General features: G+C 71.8%; 16 protein-coding genes. 4 read left to right on the forward strand and 12 right to left on the reverse strand.

Annotated features, from left to right (window positions below):
- Positions 1 to 14 precede the first annotated feature (14 nt).
- Positions 15 to 671, reverse strand: a complete 657-nt coding sequence (tsaB, locus tag ACGFZS_RS13705) for a tRNA (adenosine(37)-N6)-threonylcarbamoyltransferase complex dimerization subunit type 1 TsaB (protein WP_355711252.1) — start codon at positions 669 to 671, stop codon at positions 15 to 17.
- Positions 672 to 796: 125 nt separating this feature from the next.
- Between tsaB and ACGFZS_RS13710 the strand changes: the two genes are divergently transcribed.
- Positions 797 to 1,360: a hypothetical protein gene (locus ACGFZS_RS13710; RefSeq protein ID WP_393795233.1), complete on the forward strand. Its 564-nt coding sequence runs from the start codon at positions 797 to 799 to the stop codon at positions 1,358 to 1,360.
- A 102-nt stretch (positions 1,361 to 1,462) separates the two neighbouring features.
- Here the strand turns inward: ACGFZS_RS13710 and ACGFZS_RS13715 are convergent, their stop codons facing one another.
- The 8 genes from ACGFZS_RS13715 to glmS form a co-directional block, all read right to left on the reverse strand.
- On the reverse strand, positions 1,463 to 1,624 hold the full coding sequence (locus tag ACGFZS_RS13715) for a hypothetical protein (RefSeq protein WP_393795234.1): 162 nt from the start codon (positions 1,622 to 1,624) through the stop codon (positions 1,463 to 1,465).
- Between the two features lie 130 nt (positions 1,625 to 1,754).
- On the reverse strand, positions 1,755 to 2,267 hold the full coding sequence (gene tsaE, locus ACGFZS_RS13720) for a tRNA (adenosine(37)-N6)-threonylcarbamoyltransferase complex ATPase subunit type 1 TsaE (protein WP_393664425.1): 513 nt from the start codon (positions 2,265 to 2,267) through the stop codon (positions 1,755 to 1,757).
- Positions 2,233 to 3,486, reverse strand: a complete 1,254-nt coding sequence (locus tag ACGFZS_RS13725) for an alpha/beta hydrolase (protein WP_359215066.1) — start codon at positions 3,484 to 3,486, stop codon at positions 2,233 to 2,235. Before ACGFZS_RS13725 ends, tsaE begins: the two co-directional genes overlap by 35 nt.
- Before the next feature lie 120 nt (positions 3,487 to 3,606).
- On the reverse strand, positions 3,607 to 4,803 hold the full coding sequence (alr, locus tag ACGFZS_RS13730; RefSeq protein WP_393795235.1) for an alanine racemase: 1,197 nt from the start codon (positions 4,801 to 4,803) through the stop codon (positions 3,607 to 3,609).
- Positions 4,804 to 4,874: 71 nt separating this feature from the next.
- Positions 4,875 to 5,777: a L,D-transpeptidase gene (locus tag ACGFZS_RS13735; protein ID WP_393795236.1), complete on the reverse strand. Its 903-nt coding sequence runs from the start codon at positions 5,775 to 5,777 to the stop codon at positions 4,875 to 4,877.
- A 174-nt stretch (positions 5,778 to 5,951) separates the two neighbouring features.
- A complete protein-coding gene (locus tag ACGFZS_RS13740) occupies positions 5,952 to 7,406 on the reverse strand; it encodes an NAD(P)H-hydrate dehydratase (protein ID WP_393795237.1) in 1,455 nt (484 codons plus the stop codon).
- Positions 7,407 to 7,461: 55 nt separating this feature from the next.
- Positions 7,462 to 7,833, reverse strand: a complete 372-nt coding sequence (locus tag ACGFZS_RS13745; RefSeq protein WP_393664415.1) for a holo-ACP synthase — start codon at positions 7,831 to 7,833, stop codon at positions 7,462 to 7,464.
- A 28-nt stretch (positions 7,834 to 7,861) separates the two neighbouring features.
- Positions 7,862 to 9,709, reverse strand: a complete 1,848-nt coding sequence (glmS, locus tag ACGFZS_RS13750; protein WP_393795238.1) for a glutamine--fructose-6-phosphate transaminase (isomerizing) — start codon at positions 9,707 to 9,709, stop codon at positions 7,862 to 7,864.
- 169 nt (positions 9,710 to 9,878) lie between these two features.
- On the opposite strand from glmS, the gene coaA reads away from it, so the two are divergent.
- The gene (gene coaA / locus ACGFZS_RS13755; protein ID WP_359215048.1) at positions 9,879 to 10,868 is read left to right on the forward strand and encodes a type I pantothenate kinase; all 990 of its coding nucleotides are present in this window, start codon (positions 9,879 to 9,881) and stop codon (positions 10,866 to 10,868) included.
- 25 nt (positions 10,869 to 10,893) lie between these two features.
- Positions 10,894 to 11,823 carry a DUF389 domain-containing protein gene (locus ACGFZS_RS13760; RefSeq protein ID WP_393795239.1) on the forward strand — a complete coding sequence of 310 codons (930 nt, stop codon included), beginning with the start codon at positions 10,894 to 10,896 and terminating at the stop codon, positions 11,821 to 11,823.
- A gap of 78 nt (positions 11,824 to 11,901) precedes the next feature.
- Here ACGFZS_RS13760 and glmM read toward each other — a convergent pair whose 3' ends face one another.
- The 3 genes from glmM to rplM form a co-directional block, all read right to left on the reverse strand.
- A complete protein-coding gene (glmM, locus tag ACGFZS_RS13765) occupies positions 11,902 to 13,260 on the reverse strand; it encodes a phosphoglucosamine mutase (RefSeq protein WP_355711263.1) in 1,359 nt (452 codons plus the stop codon).
- Positions 13,261 to 13,440: 180 nt separating this feature from the next.
- Positions 13,441 to 13,968: a 30S ribosomal protein S9 gene (gene rpsI, locus ACGFZS_RS13770; RefSeq protein ID WP_359215039.1), complete on the reverse strand. Its 528-nt coding sequence runs from the start codon at positions 13,966 to 13,968 to the stop codon at positions 13,441 to 13,443.
- Positions 13,969 to 14,010: 42 nt separating this feature from the next.
- A complete protein-coding gene (rplM, locus tag ACGFZS_RS13775; protein ID WP_020941688.1) occupies positions 14,011 to 14,454 on the reverse strand; it encodes a 50S ribosomal protein L13 in 444 nt (147 codons plus the stop codon).
- A gap of 329 nt (positions 14,455 to 14,783) precedes the next feature.
- On the opposite strand from rplM, the gene ACGFZS_RS13780 reads away from it, so the two are divergent.
- Entirely contained in the window at positions 14,784 to 15,662 is an 879-nt protein-coding gene (locus ACGFZS_RS13780) for a hypothetical protein (protein WP_393664409.1), read from the forward strand.
- Positions 15,663 to 15,683 lie beyond the last annotated feature (21 nt).

The following is a 15,683-nucleotide window of genomic DNA, read 5'->3' on the forward strand; positions in this document are numbered from 1 at the left end:
GCGCAGCTGTGCGGTCACTTGGGCGTGACCACCTTGTAGTTCTTGGGCACCTGGGCGTCCGGGCGGCGCAGGTACAGCGGCCGGGGCTCGGGCAGCTCCGCGCCCGCGGCCAGCCGCTCCACGGCGAGGGACGCGAGGGCCGCGGCGGAGACGTGCTCGGGTTCGTGCACGACCGGGAAGGTGTCGGGGTAGAGCAGCGCCCCGGCCCCGACGGCGGGCATCCCGGCGACCTGCCCGGCGATGTCGGCGGGCCGGTCGACGGCCGGTTCGGTGAGCCGGGTGCGCGAGTCGGCGTACGTCGCCCAGTAGACCTCTTTTCGACGGGCGTCGGTCGCCACGACGAACGGCCCCTTCTCGATGTCGGCCGCGTAGGCGAGGGCGTCGAGCGTGCACAGACCGTGGACGGGCACCCCGAGCGCGAGCCCGAAGGTGTCGGCGGTCATCAGACCGACCCGCAGGCCGGTGTAGGGGCCGGGGCCGACGCCCACGACGATCCCGGTGACGGCGTCCAGCCTGACCCCGGCCTCGGCGAGGACGCGGTCGACGGCCGGCAGCAGCAGCTCGCCGTGCCGGCGTGCGTCCACCTGGCTCGACGAGGCGATGACGGCCGTACCGTCGTGCAGCGCGACGGTGACGGCGGGGGTGGCGGTATCCAGAGCGAGCAAGAGCACGCGAACAGCCTACGGCTCCGACGCCGTGCGCACGCCCGGCCGGGTCGGACGGTCACTGACTGCTACGGTCTGTACGAAGTACGACATATACGGCGTGGCTCTACGGCGAGGCAGGGGTGGCACACGTGGCAGGGACCAGCTCGGGAGTCGTGGCCGGCCTCACCGCGGCGGCCGTCGGGGCGGTCGGCCTGCTCGCCTACCAGGCCTCGGCCACCGTCCCGCCCGGTCTCGGCGGCCGACCGGCGGTGAGCCCGGCGCCCGGCGCACCGGCCTCCAAGGCACCCCGCGACCACCGGCACCCCGCCGCCCTTCCGAACGGATCCGGAACGGGTGAACGCGTGGTGTACTCGGTGGACGACGACCGGGTCTGGCTCGTCGACGAGCGGGGCCGCGTCACCCGCACCTTCAAGGTCACCCCCGGCACCATCGACCCCGCCCCGGGCGCCTACTGGGTCACCTCCCGCTCGAAGGCCGTCACCGGCACCGACGGCCTCCCCATCGAACACGTCGTCCGCTTCACCACCACCAAGGACGGCTCCGCCATCGGCTTCAGCGCCCTCACCCCCATGAGCACCGGCGCAACCCCCGACCCCACCGTCAAAACCGGCGGCATCCGCGAAACCCGCCCCGACGGCAACGCCATGTGGAACTTCGCAACGATCGGCGTAAAGGTCCTCGTGATCCGCTAGCTCTTGAGAGAGGGCGCGAGGAGCGCGCCCCTCAGGGGCGCGGGGAACTGCGCGATCAACCCCCACGCACCCGCACCGGACCACCGACCGGCGGACCCCCGCCTAGGCGGCCTTGCGGTCCTGCTCCACCGGCGGCGCCACCGGCTCCGGCGCTCTCGGCGGCCGGGACACCGCGTCAGCGGCCGCGCACGACGCCAGCAGCTCGCGCATGGAGACTCCGGCGACCGCGACCGGTCGCCGCTCCTCGGACTGGGACACGGACACGGGCGCCTCCTGAGGTGCGGGGGCGGGCGTAGTTAGGTAGACCTAACTACGGACTGGGTACCATGTGACCACGCCCGATACGTCCGGCGCAATATCTTGCCGACGCCTTGTCGGAACGTTCACACGGTCCTCAGGCCGACAGCACCCCCAGCTCCACCCCGGCCCACCGCTCCCCCAGCCCCGCCAGGGTGACGTGCCGTACCTCGTCGGTGGTGTCGCCGACCGCCCGGTGGATCCGGACCATGAGCCGGTCGTCGGTCAGCTCCTCGACCTTGCCCTCGCCCCACTCCACGACGATCACGGACTCGGGCAGCGAGACGTCGAGGTCCAGGTCCTCCATCTCGTCGAGCCCGCCGCCCAGGCGGTACGCGTCGACGTGGACGAGCGGCGGCCCGCCCCCGAGGGAGGGGTGGACGCGGGCGATGACGAACGTGGGCGAGGTGACGGCGCCCCGCACCCCGAGCCCCTCGCCCAGTCCGCGGGTCAGCGTGGTCTTCCCGGCGCCGAGCTCGCCGCTGAGCATCACGAGGTCACCGGCGCGCAGCAACTTGGCCAGTCTGCGGCCCAGTTCCCCCATCTGCCCGGGGGAACCGACGGTCAACTCGGTCTCAGCCCGGCTGTGCCGTGCTGCTGGTGCTTCCATAGCCACTTACCGTAGCCCCTGCCGGCACGGCACCCGCGCGGGTGAGCAGGTCGGCGAGGCGGTCGGTGACCACTTCCGGGTGCTCCAGCATGACCAGGTGCCCGGCGTCCGGGACCAGCACCAGCTCCGCGTCGGGCAGCAGGTCGGCGATGACCTCGCTGTGCTCGCTGGGCGTGACCAGGTCCTGCACCCCGGCCAGCACCAGCACCGGCAGATCCTGGAAGTAGGCGAGCGCGGCGGTCTTGTCGTGGTCGACGAAGGCCGGGTAGAACTCGGCGACCACGTCGATCGGGGTGGACTCGATCATCCGCTCGGCGAACCGCTCGACGGCCGGGTCGACGTCCTTGGAGGCGAACGAGTACCGCTTGATGATCCCGGCGAAGAGATCGGCGGTCACCCGGCGCCCCTTCTCCACCAGCGCGGCCTGCGTGCCGAGCGCCTTCAGCACTCCGGGCAGCACCCGGCGCACCGCGTTGACACCGGCGATCGGCAGCCCGAAGTTCACCTCGCCGAGCCGCCCCGACGAGGTCCCGACGAACGCGGTCGCCACCACCCGTTCCCGCACCAGCTCGGGGTACTGCGCGGCCAGCGCCATCACGGTCATGCCGCCCATCGAGTGCCCGACCAGGACGATCGGCCCCTCGGGGACGGCCGCGTCGAGGACGGCCTTCAGGTCCCGGCCCAGCTGGTCGATGGTGACCGGCACCCCGTCCTCGTGCTGGGCGACGCCCCGCGCGGAGCGGCCGTGGCTGCGCTGGTCCCAGTGCACGGTGCGGACGACCCCGCGCAGGGCCGCGCGCTGGAAGTGCCAGGAGTCCTGGTTGAGGCAGTAGCCGTGGCTGAAGACGACGGTGACGGGCGCGGGCGCCTTGCGGCCGAAGAGCCGGCGGCGGCGCGGCGAGACGGCCGGGCCGAGGTCGGGTTCCACCTCGTCGACCTCGTAGTACAGCTCGGTGCCGTCGTCGGCCCGCGCCTTGCCGGGGTTGCCGCGCAGGGTGCCGTAGGGGCCCGCCGAGTCCAGGGCCAGCCGGGCCTTGCGGCGCATCCCGCGGCCGACGGTCATCCGCTCCACGGCGACCCCCGCGGCCGCCCCGGCCGCGAGCACCCCTATGGCGGCGCCGGCGATACCGGTCACCTTGCGCCAGCTCCCGTCCACCCCCGTGGCGGAGGCGACGGCCGCCGCGGCGTCGGCTACGGCCTCCGCACTGCTCTCGCTCACGTACCGCTCCTCTTCGCCGTACTGCAGTTCGCCGGTTCGGTGACACGGGTGATGCCGACGAGGTGACTGATGCTGCTGCTACAGGTGTAACCGGGTTGTGCCGCTGCCGAACCCCGGAGGTCAGTCGCCGTCCCCTGGTTCCTGCCCACTCGGTTCGTCATTCACATAGACGCGGGGCACCCGGGTTCCGATGCGCGTGACGATTTCGTACGCGATCGTGCCCGCGGCCTGGGCCCAGTCCTCGGCGGTGGGCTCGCCCCGGTCGCCCGGGCCGAACAGCACGGCCTCGGAGCCGACTTCGGGCTCGTCGCCGCCGAGGTCGACGACGAACTGGTCCATGGCGATGCGTCCGGCGGCCGTCCGCCATTTGCCGCCGACCAGCACCGGCCCGGTGCCGGAGGCGTGGCGCGGGATGCCGTCCGCGTAGCCGACGGGGACGAGTCCGAGGGTGGTCTCGCCGGGCGTGACGTAGTGGTGTCCGTAGCTGACGCCGTGCCCGCCCGGTACGTGCTTCACCAGGGCGAGGGAGGCGGACAGGGTCATCACCGGGCGCAGGCCGAAGTCGGCCGCGCTGCCCAGCTCGGGGCTGGGCGAGACGCCGTACAGCGCGATGCCGGTGCGGACCAGGTCGAAGTGGGACTCGGGGAGGGTGAGGGTGGCCGGCGAGTTGGCGATGTGCCGCACCTCGGGGCGCACACCCTGCCCCTCGGCGTGCGCGAGCATCTCCCGGAAGAGGGTGAGCTGGGCGGCGACGGAGGGGTGCCCGGGTTCGTCGGCGCAGGCGAAGTGGGACCACAGACCGGTGATCCGGACCAGCCCCTCGGCCTGCGCGCGCAGCGCCTCGGCGACCAGTTCGGGCCAGTCGGCGGGCTGGCAGCCGTTGCGCCCGAGCCCGGTGTCGGCCTTGAGCTGCACGCGCGCGGGACGACCGGCTTCCCGGGCCGCCGCGACCACCTCACGCAGGGCCCACATCCCGCTCAGCGACACGTCCAGGCCGGCCTCGATCGCCTCCCGCCAGGGCCCGCCCGGGGTCCACAGCCAGCACATGATCCGCACGTCCGCGGGCAGCCCGGGGTCCGCGCGCAGCGCCAGGGCCTCCTCGGGGGTGGCCGTACCGAGCCAGCTCGCGCCCGCCTCGACGGCCGCGCGGGCACACCGGAGTGCCCCGTGGCCGTACGCGTCGGACTTCACCACGGCCATCAGGGCCGCGCCCGGCGCGAGGGCACGCAGGGTCCGCACGTTGGCCCGCAGGGCGGCCAGATCGATCTCGGCGCGGGCGCGCCGGGGGGCGGTCGGTGCAGTCGCTGTCTCAGTCATCGCGCCCCCAGTGTCTCAGAGGCCTCGGAGAGCCCTCGGGCACAGGCCCCGCTACCGGCACCGGACAGGGCTCAGGTACCCGTCCGGTGCCCCCACACGTACACCCTGTCGCCCTTCTTCAGCACGCTCCACAGCTTCTTGGCGTCGCCGAGCTTGAGGTTCACGCAGCCCCAGGAGCCGACGGTGGTGTAGATCGAGCCGTAGACGGCGTGGAAGGCCTGCCCGCCGTCGAAGAACTGGGCGTACGGCATGGGCGAGTTGTACAGCGTCGACCAGTGGTTCTTGTGCCGCCAGTAGACGGAGTGCCACCCGGCCCGGGTCGCGTACCCCTTGCGCCCGCTCCGCATCTGCACCGGCCCGTAGATCACCTTGCCGCCCTTCTGCACCCACGTGACCTGCCGGTTGAGGTCGACACAGGCGACCCGGTACGACTTCACCGGGCAGTTCTTCTTGGCGTTCGGATCCTTCTTCGCCGACAGCAGCATCATCTGGTACCAGGTCACCGGCCCGGCGAACCCGATGGCGGGCTTGATCTTGTACTGCTTCTGGAACGTCTGGATGGCCTTGCAGTCGGCGGTGGACTGCTTCCCGTCCGCCTTCAGCTTCAGCCACTGCTCGATCTGCTTCTGGTACGGCCCGGTCAGCTTGGAGCAGCTCACCTTGGACACGGCGTCGCTGAGCGGCACGTACTCGATCAGGTCGTACGTCCCCGGCGCCGCCGCCTTCGGCTCGACCGCGTCCTCCTCGGCGGTCGGCGTGTACACCTTCGGCGCCAGCCTCTGGTCCGGCGTGTCGACCTGCCACGGCTGCCCGGGCCCCGGCGCGACCCCCGGCACCAGGTCCGACTCCGGAACGGCGGCGGTGGGTTCGGGAACACCGCTGTCGGCGACCACACTCCCGGCCCCGACCGACACAACCGTCACAGCGGCAAGAAGGCTCCCCGCCACCCCACGCACGATTCGTCCTCTGATCATGCGATCAGACAACCCCGCCCACCCCCCAATCCCGAGGAGCCGCGCGGCGAGGTCACCCAGGTGGAGCGCCCCGAGCGGAGCGCCCCGTCAGGGGCGCGGGGAACTGCGCGCCCAGCCCCCACCCACCCGCACACGCACCACGACCGAACCACCCCTGGACGGCGCCTTCTCGGCCTACCGAGTCGGGTGGGCGGGTGGGAAAACACCCCGCCAGGCGGACCTCAGCTGCTCGGCGACCTCGTGGGCCACCGTCGGCGCCCCCTCCGCCGCGAACCGCCCCGCGAGCCCGTGGAGATACGCGGCCACACTCCCCGCGTCCCGCCCGTCCAACCCGGACGCCAGCAGCGACCCCGCCAGCCCCGACAGCACGTCGCCGCTCCCGGCGGTGGCCAGCCACGGCGTCCCCGTCGCGTTCACCCGGACGGCCGCCGCCCCACCCCCCGGCGCCGCCACCAGCGTCGTCGACCCCTTCAGCAACACCGTCGCCCGATAGGCCGCCGCCAGCTCCCGCACCGCCGCGAGCCGGCCGGCCTCGACCTCCTCCCGTCGTACCCCGAGCAGGGCCGCCGCCTCCCCGGCGTGCGGCGTCATCAGGGTCGGCGCCGTACGGCCGCGCACCACGTCCCGGTCGGCCAGCCGCAGCCCGTCCGCGTCGACCAGTACCGGCACGTCCTGCTCCAGCACCCCGGCGACGGCCTCCGCGTCGTCCCCGGCCCCGGGCCCGACCACCCACGCCTGCACCCGCCCCGCCTTGCGCGGCCCGCCGTCCGACACCAGCGTCTCGGGGAAGCGGGCCAGCACCTCGTCCCCGGCGGGCCCGACGTACCGTACGGCCCCGGCCCCGCCCCGCAGCGCGCCCGCGACGGCGAGCACGGCGGCACCCGGATAGCGCGCCGAACCGGCCGCGATCCCGACCACTCCCCGCCGGTACTTGTCGCTCTCCGCCGACGGCGACGGCAGCAGCCGGGCCACGTCCACGTCCTGCAAGGCCTCCAGCTCGGCCGCCGCGGGCAGTTCGAGCCCGATGTCGACCAGCCGCACCGAACCGGCGTACTCCCGCGCCGGATCGATCAGCAGTCCCGGCTTGTGCGTCCCGAAGGTGACGGTCAGGTCCGCCCGTACGGCCGCCCCGCGCACCTCACCGCTGTCCGCCTCCACCCCGCTCGGCAGGTCCACCGCGACGACGGCCGCCCGGGACCGCGCCACGACCGCCGCCAGCGCGGCCGCCTCGGGCCGCAGCCCGCCCTTCCCGCCGATCCCCACGATGCCGTCGACGACGAGATCGGCCCGCAGGATCAACTCCTCGGCGGCGCCCGGCAGTACGGCTCTCCCACCGGCCCGGCGCAGCGCCGCGAGCCCGCCCTCGTGCGTGCGCTCCGGCGCGAGCAGCACCCCCGTGACCCCGGCGCCCCGGCGCGCCAGCCGCGCCCCGGCGTACAACGCGTCGCCGCCGTTGTCCCCGCTGCCGACCAGCAGCACCACCCGGCTGCCGTACACCCGTCCGAGCAGATCGGCGCAGGCGGCGGCCAGCCCGGCGACGGCCCGCTGCATCAGCGCCCCTTCCGGCAGCCGTGCCATCAGCTCCCGCTCGGCCGCCCGTACCGTCTCCACGCTGTAAGCAGTCCGCATGCCCCGAGTCTCCCCCGGAACCGGCGGCCCGCGCATCCGCCGACGGCCCCTCGGGTCACCCCTCCGCGATCACCACCGCCGACGCCACCCCCGCGTCATGACTGAGCGACACATGCCACGACCGGACCCCGAGTTGCGCCGCGCACGCGGCCACGCTGCCCCGCACCCGCAGCCGTGGCCGCCCGTTGTCCTCGACGACGACCTCCGCGTCCGTCCAGAGCAGCCCGGGCGGCGCGCCCAGCGCCTTGGCCAGGGCCTCCTTGGCCGCGAACCGCGCGGCGAGCGAGGCGTGGCCGCGCCGCTCCCCGCTCGGCAGGAACAACTCCCGTTCGACGAAGAGCCGCCCGGCCAGCCCGGGAGTCCGCTCCAGCGACTCCCGGAACCGGTCGATCTCGGCGACGTCGATACCGACCCCGATGATGCTCATGGTCAGCACCCTAAGGTCACCGCACAGGTCACTCCACGGTGACCGACTTCGCCAGGTTGCGCGGCTGGTCCACCTCGTTGCCCCGGGCGGTGGCCAGTTCGCAGGCGAAGACCTGCAGCGGGACGGTCGCGACCAGCGGCTGCAGCAGGGTCGGGGTGGCCGGGATGCGGATCAGGTGGTCGGCGTAGGGGACGACCGCCTCGTCGCCCTCCTCCGCGATCACGATGGTGCGGGCGCCCCGGGCCCGGATCTCCTGGATGTTGGAGACGATCTTGTCGTGCAGGACGGACCGGCCGCGCGGGGACGGGACGACGACCACCACCGGCAGGTCCTCCTCGATCAGCGCGATCGGCCCGTGCTTCAGCTCGCCCGCCGCGAAGCCCTCGGCGTGCATGTACGCCAGTTCCTTGAGCTTCAGGGCGCCTTCGAGGGCGACCGGGTAGCCGACGTGCCGGCCGAGGAACAGCACCGTCTTCTTGTCGGCCAGGGTGCGCGCCAGCGCCCGTACCGGCTCCATGGTCTCCAGGACCCGCTCGACCTCGCCGGAGATCTGCGAGAGGTCCCGGATGACGGCGCCGATCTCGTCGCCCCACTTGGTGCCCCGCACCTGGCCGAGGTAGAGGGCCACCAGGTAGCAGGCGACCAACTGGGTGAGGAACGCCTTGGTCGAGGCGACCGCGACCTCCGGTCCGGCGTGGGTGTAGAGCACCGCGTCCGACTCACGGGGGATCGTCGAGCCGTTGGTGTTGCAGATGGCGAGCACCTTCGAGCCCTGTTCCCGCGCGTGCCGCAGCGCCATCAGCGTGTCCATGGTCTCGCCGGACTGCGAGATGGCGATGACGAGCGAGCGCGAGTCCAGGATCGGGTCCCGGTAGCGGAACTCGCTGGCCAGCTCCACCTCGCACGGGATGCGCGTCCAGTGCTCGATGGCGTACTTGGCGATCAGGCCCGCGTGGAAGGCCGTACCGCAGGCGACGATGACGACCTTGTCGATCTCGCGCAGCTCGGCGGCGCCGATCCGGACCTCGTCCAGGGTCAGCGAGCCGCCCGCGTCGATACGGCCCAGGAGGGTGTCGGCGACCGCCTTGGGCTGCTCGGCGATCTCCTTGAGCATGAAGTAGTCGTAGCCCCCCTTCTCCGCCGCCGACGCGTCCCAGTCCACGTGGTACGAGCGGACCTCGGCCGGGGTGCCGTCGAAGCCGGTCACCGTCACGCCGTCCCGGCGCAGCTCCACCACCTGGTCCTGGCCCAGCTCGATCGCGGAGCGCGTGTGGGCGATGAACGCGGCGACGTCCGAGGCGAGGAAGGCCTCGCCCTCGCCGACGCCCACCACCAGCGGGGAGTTGCGGCGCGCGCCCACGACCACGCCCGGCGCGTCGGCGTGCACCGCGACCAGCGTGAACGCGCCCTGGAGGCGGCGGCACACCAGCCGCATCGCCTCCGCGAGATCGGCGGCGGCGGAGAACTCCTCGGCGAGCAGGTGCGCGACCACCTCGGTGTCCGTCTCCGAGGCCAGGTCATGGCCCCGCTCGGCCAGTTCGGCCCGCAGCGCGGCGAAGTTCTCGATGATCCCGTTGTGGACGACGGCGACCCGGCCCGCGTTGTCGAGGTGCGGATGCGCGTTGGCGTCCGTCGGCCCGCCGTGGGTGGCCCAGCGGGTGTGCCCGAGACCGGTGGACCCGGTCGGCAGCGGCCGCTCCAGCAGCTCCTTCTCCAGGTTGACCAGCTTCCCGGCCTTCTTCGCCGAGGCCAGCCCGCCGTCCGCGAGCACGGCGACACCGGCCGAGTCGTACCCCCGGTACTCCAGCCGCTTCAGCCCGGAGACGACCACATCGAGCGCCGACTGCGCCCCCACGTATCCCACGATTCCACACATGAGCGGCAGCCTAAGTGCGGGACCGCCGCGGAAAGAGGCACCGCGTGCCCGAAATCGGAAATTCCCGCCGCCGTACGCGCCTTCCGGCCGCCCGCCGCCCGCCCTCCCGCGCGGGCGACCGTGACCGACCCCACCCGCCGTTCTGTTCAAACTCCGTTAACAATGGAATGTGATCTCTCCGGTCTCCCCGATCTCCCGGAGCGCCCACCGGCACAGGCCGGAGGCGACTCCCTACGTCGACCTCACCCGTGACGAGTGGAGCGCGCTGCGCGACAAGACGCCGCTGCCGCTCACGGCCGAGGAGGTCGAGAAGCTGCGCGGTCTCGGCGACGTCATCGACCTCGACGAGGTGCGGGACGTCTACCTCCCGCTCTCCCGGCTGCTGAATCTCTACGTCGGCGCCACCGACGGCCTCCGAGGCGCCCTGAACACCTTCCTGGGCGAGCAGGGCTCCCAGGCCGGCACCCCGTTCGTGATAGGCGTGGCGGGCTCGGTGGCCTGCGGCAAGTCCACGGTCTCCCGGCTCCTGCAGGCCCTGCTCTCCCGCTGGCCCGAGCACCCCCGGGTCGAGCTGGTCACCACCGACGGCTTCCTGCTCCCCACCAAGGAACTCCAGGCCCGCGGGCTGATGTCCCGCAAAGGATTCCCCGAGTCGTACGACCGCCGGGCCCTGACCCGTTTCGTCGCCGACATCAAGGCCGGCAAGGACGAGGTCACCGCCCCCGTCTACTCGCACCTCATCTACGACATCGTCCCGGACCGCAAGCTCACGGTCCGCCGCCCGGACATCCTGATCGTCGAGGGCCTCAACGTCCTGCAGCCCGCCCTGCCCGGCAGCGACGGCCGCACCCGGGTCGGCCTCGCGGACTACTTCGACTTCAGCGTGTACGTCGACGCGAGCGCCGAGGACATCGAGAACTGGTACCTCAACCGCTTCAAGAAGCTGCGCCAGACCGCCTTCCAGAACCCCGACTCGTACTTCAGGAAGTACACCCAGGTGTCCGAGGAGGAGGCCGTCGACTACGCCCGCACCCTCTGGCGCACCATCAACAAGCCCAACCTCGTCGAGAACATCGCCCCCACCCGGGGCCGCGCCACCCTGGTCCTGCGCAAGGGCCCGGACCACAAGGTCCAGCGCCTGAGGCTGCGCAAGCTCTGACATCCGGGCCTGTTAGAAAGGCCCCATGCTGCATCTGCGCCTGATCACCCCGCCGGACGACACGGACGACGTGGTCCGGCTGATCGAGAAGACGGTCGGCACGGCTCACCTCGTCGTGCTGCCCGGCGCCGCCCGCAATCCCGCCGGGGACGTCGTCCTGTGCGACGTGGCCCGCGAGGCGGGCGACGAACTCATCGCCGCGCTGCGGGCGTTGGACCTCGACCGCACCGGTTCGATCGCCGTCGAGAACATCGACCTGTCCCTCTCCCACCGGGCCGACAAGGCCGAGGCGGAGGCACCGGGCGAGGGCGCCGACGCGGTGCTGTGGGAGGGGCTGACGGAGGCGACCCACGAGGAGTCGACGCTGTCCGTCACCTACGTCGCCTTCCTCGTGCTGGCCACGATGATCGCGGCCTGCGGTGTCGTCCTGGACAACGCGATCCTGATCGTGGGCGCCATGGCCGTGGGCCCCGAGTTCGGCCCGCTGGCCGGCATCTGCACGGCGCTGGTCCAGCGTCACCCCCGCCTGGCGCTCCGCTCCGTGATCGCGCTGCTGGTGGGGTTCGCGGTGGCGATGCTGGTGACGGTCGGCTTCACGTACTTCATGGACGGCCTCGGCCTGTTCACCAAGGTGCAGCTGGAGGCCACGCGGCCGAACACCAACTTCATCTACCGCCCCGACGCGTTCTCCTTCGTCGTCGCGGTGCTGGCGGGAATCGCCGGGATACTCTCCCTCACCTCCGCCAAGTCGGGCGCCCTGGTGGGCGTGGCCATCTCGGTCACCACGGTCCCGGCCGCGGCGAACGCGGCGGTGGCCTTCGCGTACAACGAGTACCGCCAGGCATGGGGATCGACCGAGCAACTGCTGCTGAACCTGCTGGGCATCGTCCTGGCGGGCACGGCGACACTCATCGCCCAGAAGTACTTCTGGAGACAGCGGCGTCAAGAAACCTAGGGGCGCGGGGAACTGCGCGACCAGCCACGACGAACCGTCAGCCCGAGACGCACCTTCCCCGCCACCCCCGCAACGGCCTTACCCCAGCGCGGACTTCACCGCATCAGCCAGCCGCCCGGCCACCGACCGCGCCTGCTCGATGTCCGCCGCCTCCACCATCACCCGCACCAACGGCTCGGTCCCCGAGGGACGGAGCAGTACGCGCCCGGTCTCCCCCAGCTCCCGCTCCGCCTCGGCGACGGCGGCCGCGAGGTCCGCCGAGGTCCGCACCCGCGACCTGTCGACGTCCGGCACATTGATCAGCACCTGCGGCAGCCGCTCCATCACGCCCGCCAGCTCCCGCAGCGCCGTCCCGGTCTGCGCGACCCGCGCCGCCAGCAGCAGCCCGGTCAGCGTGCCGTCACCGGTCGTCGCGTGGTCGAGGATGATGACGTGCCCGGACTGCTCGCCGCCGAGGGCGTAGCCGTGCTCCTTCATCTCCTCCAGGACGTACCGGTCGCCGACCGCGGTCTGGACCAGGTGCAGCCCCGCCCGCTCCAGCGCCAGCTTGAAGCCGAGGTTGGACATGACGGTGGCGACGACGGTGTCCGCGCGCAGCGCACCACGCTCCCGCATGGCGAGGGCGAGGACGGCCATGATCTGGTCGCCGTCGACCTCCTCGCCGGCGTGGTCCACGGCGAGGCACCGGTCCGCGTCCCCGTCGTGCGCGATGCCGAAGTCGGCCCCGTGCTCGACGACCGCGGCCTTCAGCGGGCCGAGGTGGGTCGAACCGCAGCCGGCGTTGATGTTGAGCCCGTCCGGCTCCGCGCCGATGGTGATGATCTCCGCGCCCGCCCGGCGGAACGCCTCCGGCGAGACCCCCGCGGCCGCGCCGTGCGCCTCGTCCAGGACGATCTTCAGGCCGTCGAGCCGGTTGGGCAGGACGGCGAGCAGGTGGGCGATGTACCGCTCGGCCCCCTCGTCGTACGACCGCACCCGGCCGACGCCCGCGCCGGTGGGCCGCTCCCAGGGCTCACCGTGCCGGTGGGACTCGTAGACGCCCTCGATCCTGTCCTCCAGCTCGTCGTCGAGCTTGTGCCCGCCGCGGGCGAGGAACTTGATGCCGTTGTCCGGCATGGCGTTGTGGCTGGCGGAGAGCATGACGCCGAGGTCGGCGCCGAGCGCGCCGGTGAGGAAGGCCACGGCGGGGGTCGGCAGCACGCCGACGGTGAGGACGTCCACGCCCGCGCTCGCCAGCCCGGCGACCACGGCCGCCTCCAGGAACTCCCCGGACGCACGCGGATCCCGTCCGACGACCGCCGTCGGCCGGTGGCCCTCGAACGTGCCCGTCTCGGCCAGCACGTGCGCCGCCGCGACGGACAGGCCGAGCGCCATTTCGGCGGTCAGGTCCGCGTTGGCGACACCGCGCACGCCGTCCGTGCCGAAGAGTCGTCCCACTTGTCCTCCTGAGGAAGCGTCCTTGCTGCCTGGAAATGATGACAGGCGCCCGGTCATGCGATCACACCAGCCTTTGAGCGTCTTGTGTCGTTATACGCCCTTGGCTGGGATAAACGAACGCCCCGACGGCACATGTGGCGTGCCGCCGGGGCGTTCGGAGTACGTGCAGGCAGCTGGTGATTAGCGCTTGCTGTACTGCGGGGCCTTGCGGGCCTTCTTCAGACCGGCCTTCTTGCGCTCGACCGCACGGTCGTCGCGCTTGAGGAAGCCGGCCTTCTTCAGCGGGCCGCGGTTGTTGTCGACGTCGGCCTCGTTCAGCGCGCGGGCGACACCGAGACGGAGCGCGCCGGCCTGGCCGGAGACACCGCCACCAGCGATACGGGCGATGACGTCGTAACGGCCTTCGAGCTCGAGCACCTTGAAGGGCTCGTTGACTTCCTGCTGGTGCACCTTGTTGGGGAAGTAGTCCTCAAGGGTGCGACCGTTGATCTTCCACTTGCCGGTGCCCGGGACGATCCGGACGCGGGCGATGGCGTTCTTGCGACGGCCCAGGCCGGCGGCCGGCTGCGGGTCGCCGAAGCGGGACGCCAGCGACTCCGAGGTGTACTCGCCCTCGACGGGGACCTCGGACTCGGTGGTGTAGCTGTCGATGTCGACGAGCTCGGTCTCGGTCTCTTCGACCGGCTGCTCAACAGTGGTCTCGGCCACGATGCTCCTCAGATTCTTTTCTGTCTTAGGGGGTGGCCGGAACTACTGCGCGACCTGGGTGATCTCGAACGGCACCGGCTGCTGCGCAGCGTGCGGGTGCACGTCACCCTTGTAGACCTTCAGCTTCGAGAGCATCTGACGGCCCAGCGTGTTCTTGGGGAGCATGCCCTTGACGGCCTTCTCGATGGCCTTCTCGGGGTTCTTGTCGAGCAGCTCGTCGTAGCGGACGGAGCGCAGACCACCCGGGTAGCCGGAGTGGCGGTACGCCATCTTCTGGGTCCGCTTGTTGCCGGAGAGGTGCACCTTGTCGGCGTTGATGATGATGACGAAGTCACCGGTGTCGACGTGGGGCGCGTAGATCGGCTTGTGCTTGCCGCGGAGAAGGGACGCGGCGGTGGTGGCGAGACGGCCCAGGACGACGTCCTGAGCGTCAATGACATGCCACTGGCGAGTCACATCGCCGGGCTTGGGGCTGTACGTACGCACTTCGCAGCCTTCTTCTTCAGTGGATGGGTGCTGACACATGGCATCACTGAAGCGATCGTGCAGCTGGGGACGACAAATATGCCGGGACCACTGCCCGTATGCCGCCCACTGGTAACTGCTCCAGGGAACCTAGGTAGAGGCCTCTCTCGTGAGAAACGAGCGAGCCAATACACAACGAAGAGCAAGCCTACAAGGGCGCCCCCGGACGGGTCAAAACGAGCTCGGGGCGGCCGGCGCGGCCGGGATGCGCCGTCTCGCCCCCAAAGGTCCACTATCACCGTTCGTACTGTCGCACCGGTACCCCTCGCCGCCCGTCTAAGATGCGCCCCATGAGTTATGGGCAGGGGGGACCCCAGTCCCAGTGGGATCCCTGGAAACCGCAGTCTCAGCAGCCCTGGCGCGACAGTTCCGGGCCGACCCCGGACTGGGCCGCGCTCGCCGACGCGTCGGAAACGCGGAACAAACGGCGCCGCGTGCTGTTCATCGGCGGCGGCGTGGTCGCCACGCTGGCGATCGGCACCGCCGTCGCCATGGCCGTGGTGTCCGCGAACGGCGACAACAACGCCTCCGGCACGCCCTCGAACCTGCCCGCGAGCGCCTCGCTCCCGAGCGACTCGGCCGACTCGGCGCCGTCTTTCGCGCCGACCAGCGCGCCGCCGCCGCTGGACCCGGAGGAGTTCATAGGCAGCGTGCAGAAGGACACGGCGCCACTGAGCGCCGAGACCCTCTTCCCCGGCACCCAGCTGACCATGGGCGAGACGGTCTACAAGAAGGGCCCCACGGCCGACACCAAGAAGTGCGCGTCGGTCGCCAAGGGCACGCTCCCGAGCGTCCTCACCAAGAACAACTGCACCCGTGTGCTGCGCGTCACCTACTTCAAGGACGGCGTCGCGGTCACGGTCGGGGTGGCCGTCTTCAACACCGAGGCCCAGGCGAGCAAGGCCAAGACCGAGGCCGACAAGAAGGGCTTCGTCGCGGCCCTGTCCGGCTCCGGCGTGAAGCCGTTCTGCGACTCGGGCGTCTGCCGTACGACGACCAATTCCTACGGCCGCTACGCCTACTTCACCACCACCGGCTTCCTCAACGGCAAGGACGTCACCACCAAGGACACCAAGGTCTTCCAGACCGGTGACGACCTGGCGGAGTTCACCTTCCGCCAGATCCGCCGGCGCGGCGAGGCCCAGGCGTCCGCGGCGGCCCAGGGCTAGCCGGGCCGCCACCCGCCCTCC

The organism is Streptomyces sp. NPDC048288 (assembly GCF_043201555.1).
GTDB lineage: Bacteria > Actinomycetota > Actinomycetes > Streptomycetales > Streptomycetaceae > Streptomyces.

Bases quoted from the DNA above. Each gene is read 5' to 3' on its own strand.
- ACGFZS_RS13760 (WP_393795239.1), top strand. From the start codon at position 10,894: ATGCTGCATCTGCGCCTGATCACCCCGCCGGACGACACGGACGACGTG.
- alr (WP_393795235.1), bottom strand. From the start codon at position 4,803: ATGACTGAGACAGCGACTGCACCGACCGCCCCCCGGCGCGCCCGCGCC.
- ACGFZS_RS13735 (WP_393795236.1), bottom strand. From the start codon at position 5,777: ATGATCAGAGGACGAATCGTGCGTGGGGTGGCGGGGAGCCTTCTTGCC.
- glmS (WP_393795238.1), bottom strand. From the start codon at position 9,709: ATGTGTGGAATCGTGGGATACGTGGGGGCGCAGTCGGCGCTCGATGTG.
- ACGFZS_RS13740 (WP_393795237.1), bottom strand. From the start codon at position 7,406: ATGCGGACTGCTTACAGCGTGGAGACGGTACGGGCGGCCGAGCGGGAG.
- ACGFZS_RS13780 (WP_393664409.1), top strand. From the start codon at position 14,784: ATGAGTTATGGGCAGGGGGGACCCCAGTCCCAGTGGGATCCCTGGAAA.
- ACGFZS_RS13745 (WP_393664415.1), bottom strand. From the start codon at position 7,833: ATGAGCATCATCGGGGTCGGTATCGACGTCGCCGAGATCGACCGGTTC.
- tsaE (WP_393664425.1), bottom strand. From the start codon at position 2,267: ATGGAAGCACCAGCAGCACGGCACAGCCGGGCTGAGACCGAGTTGACC.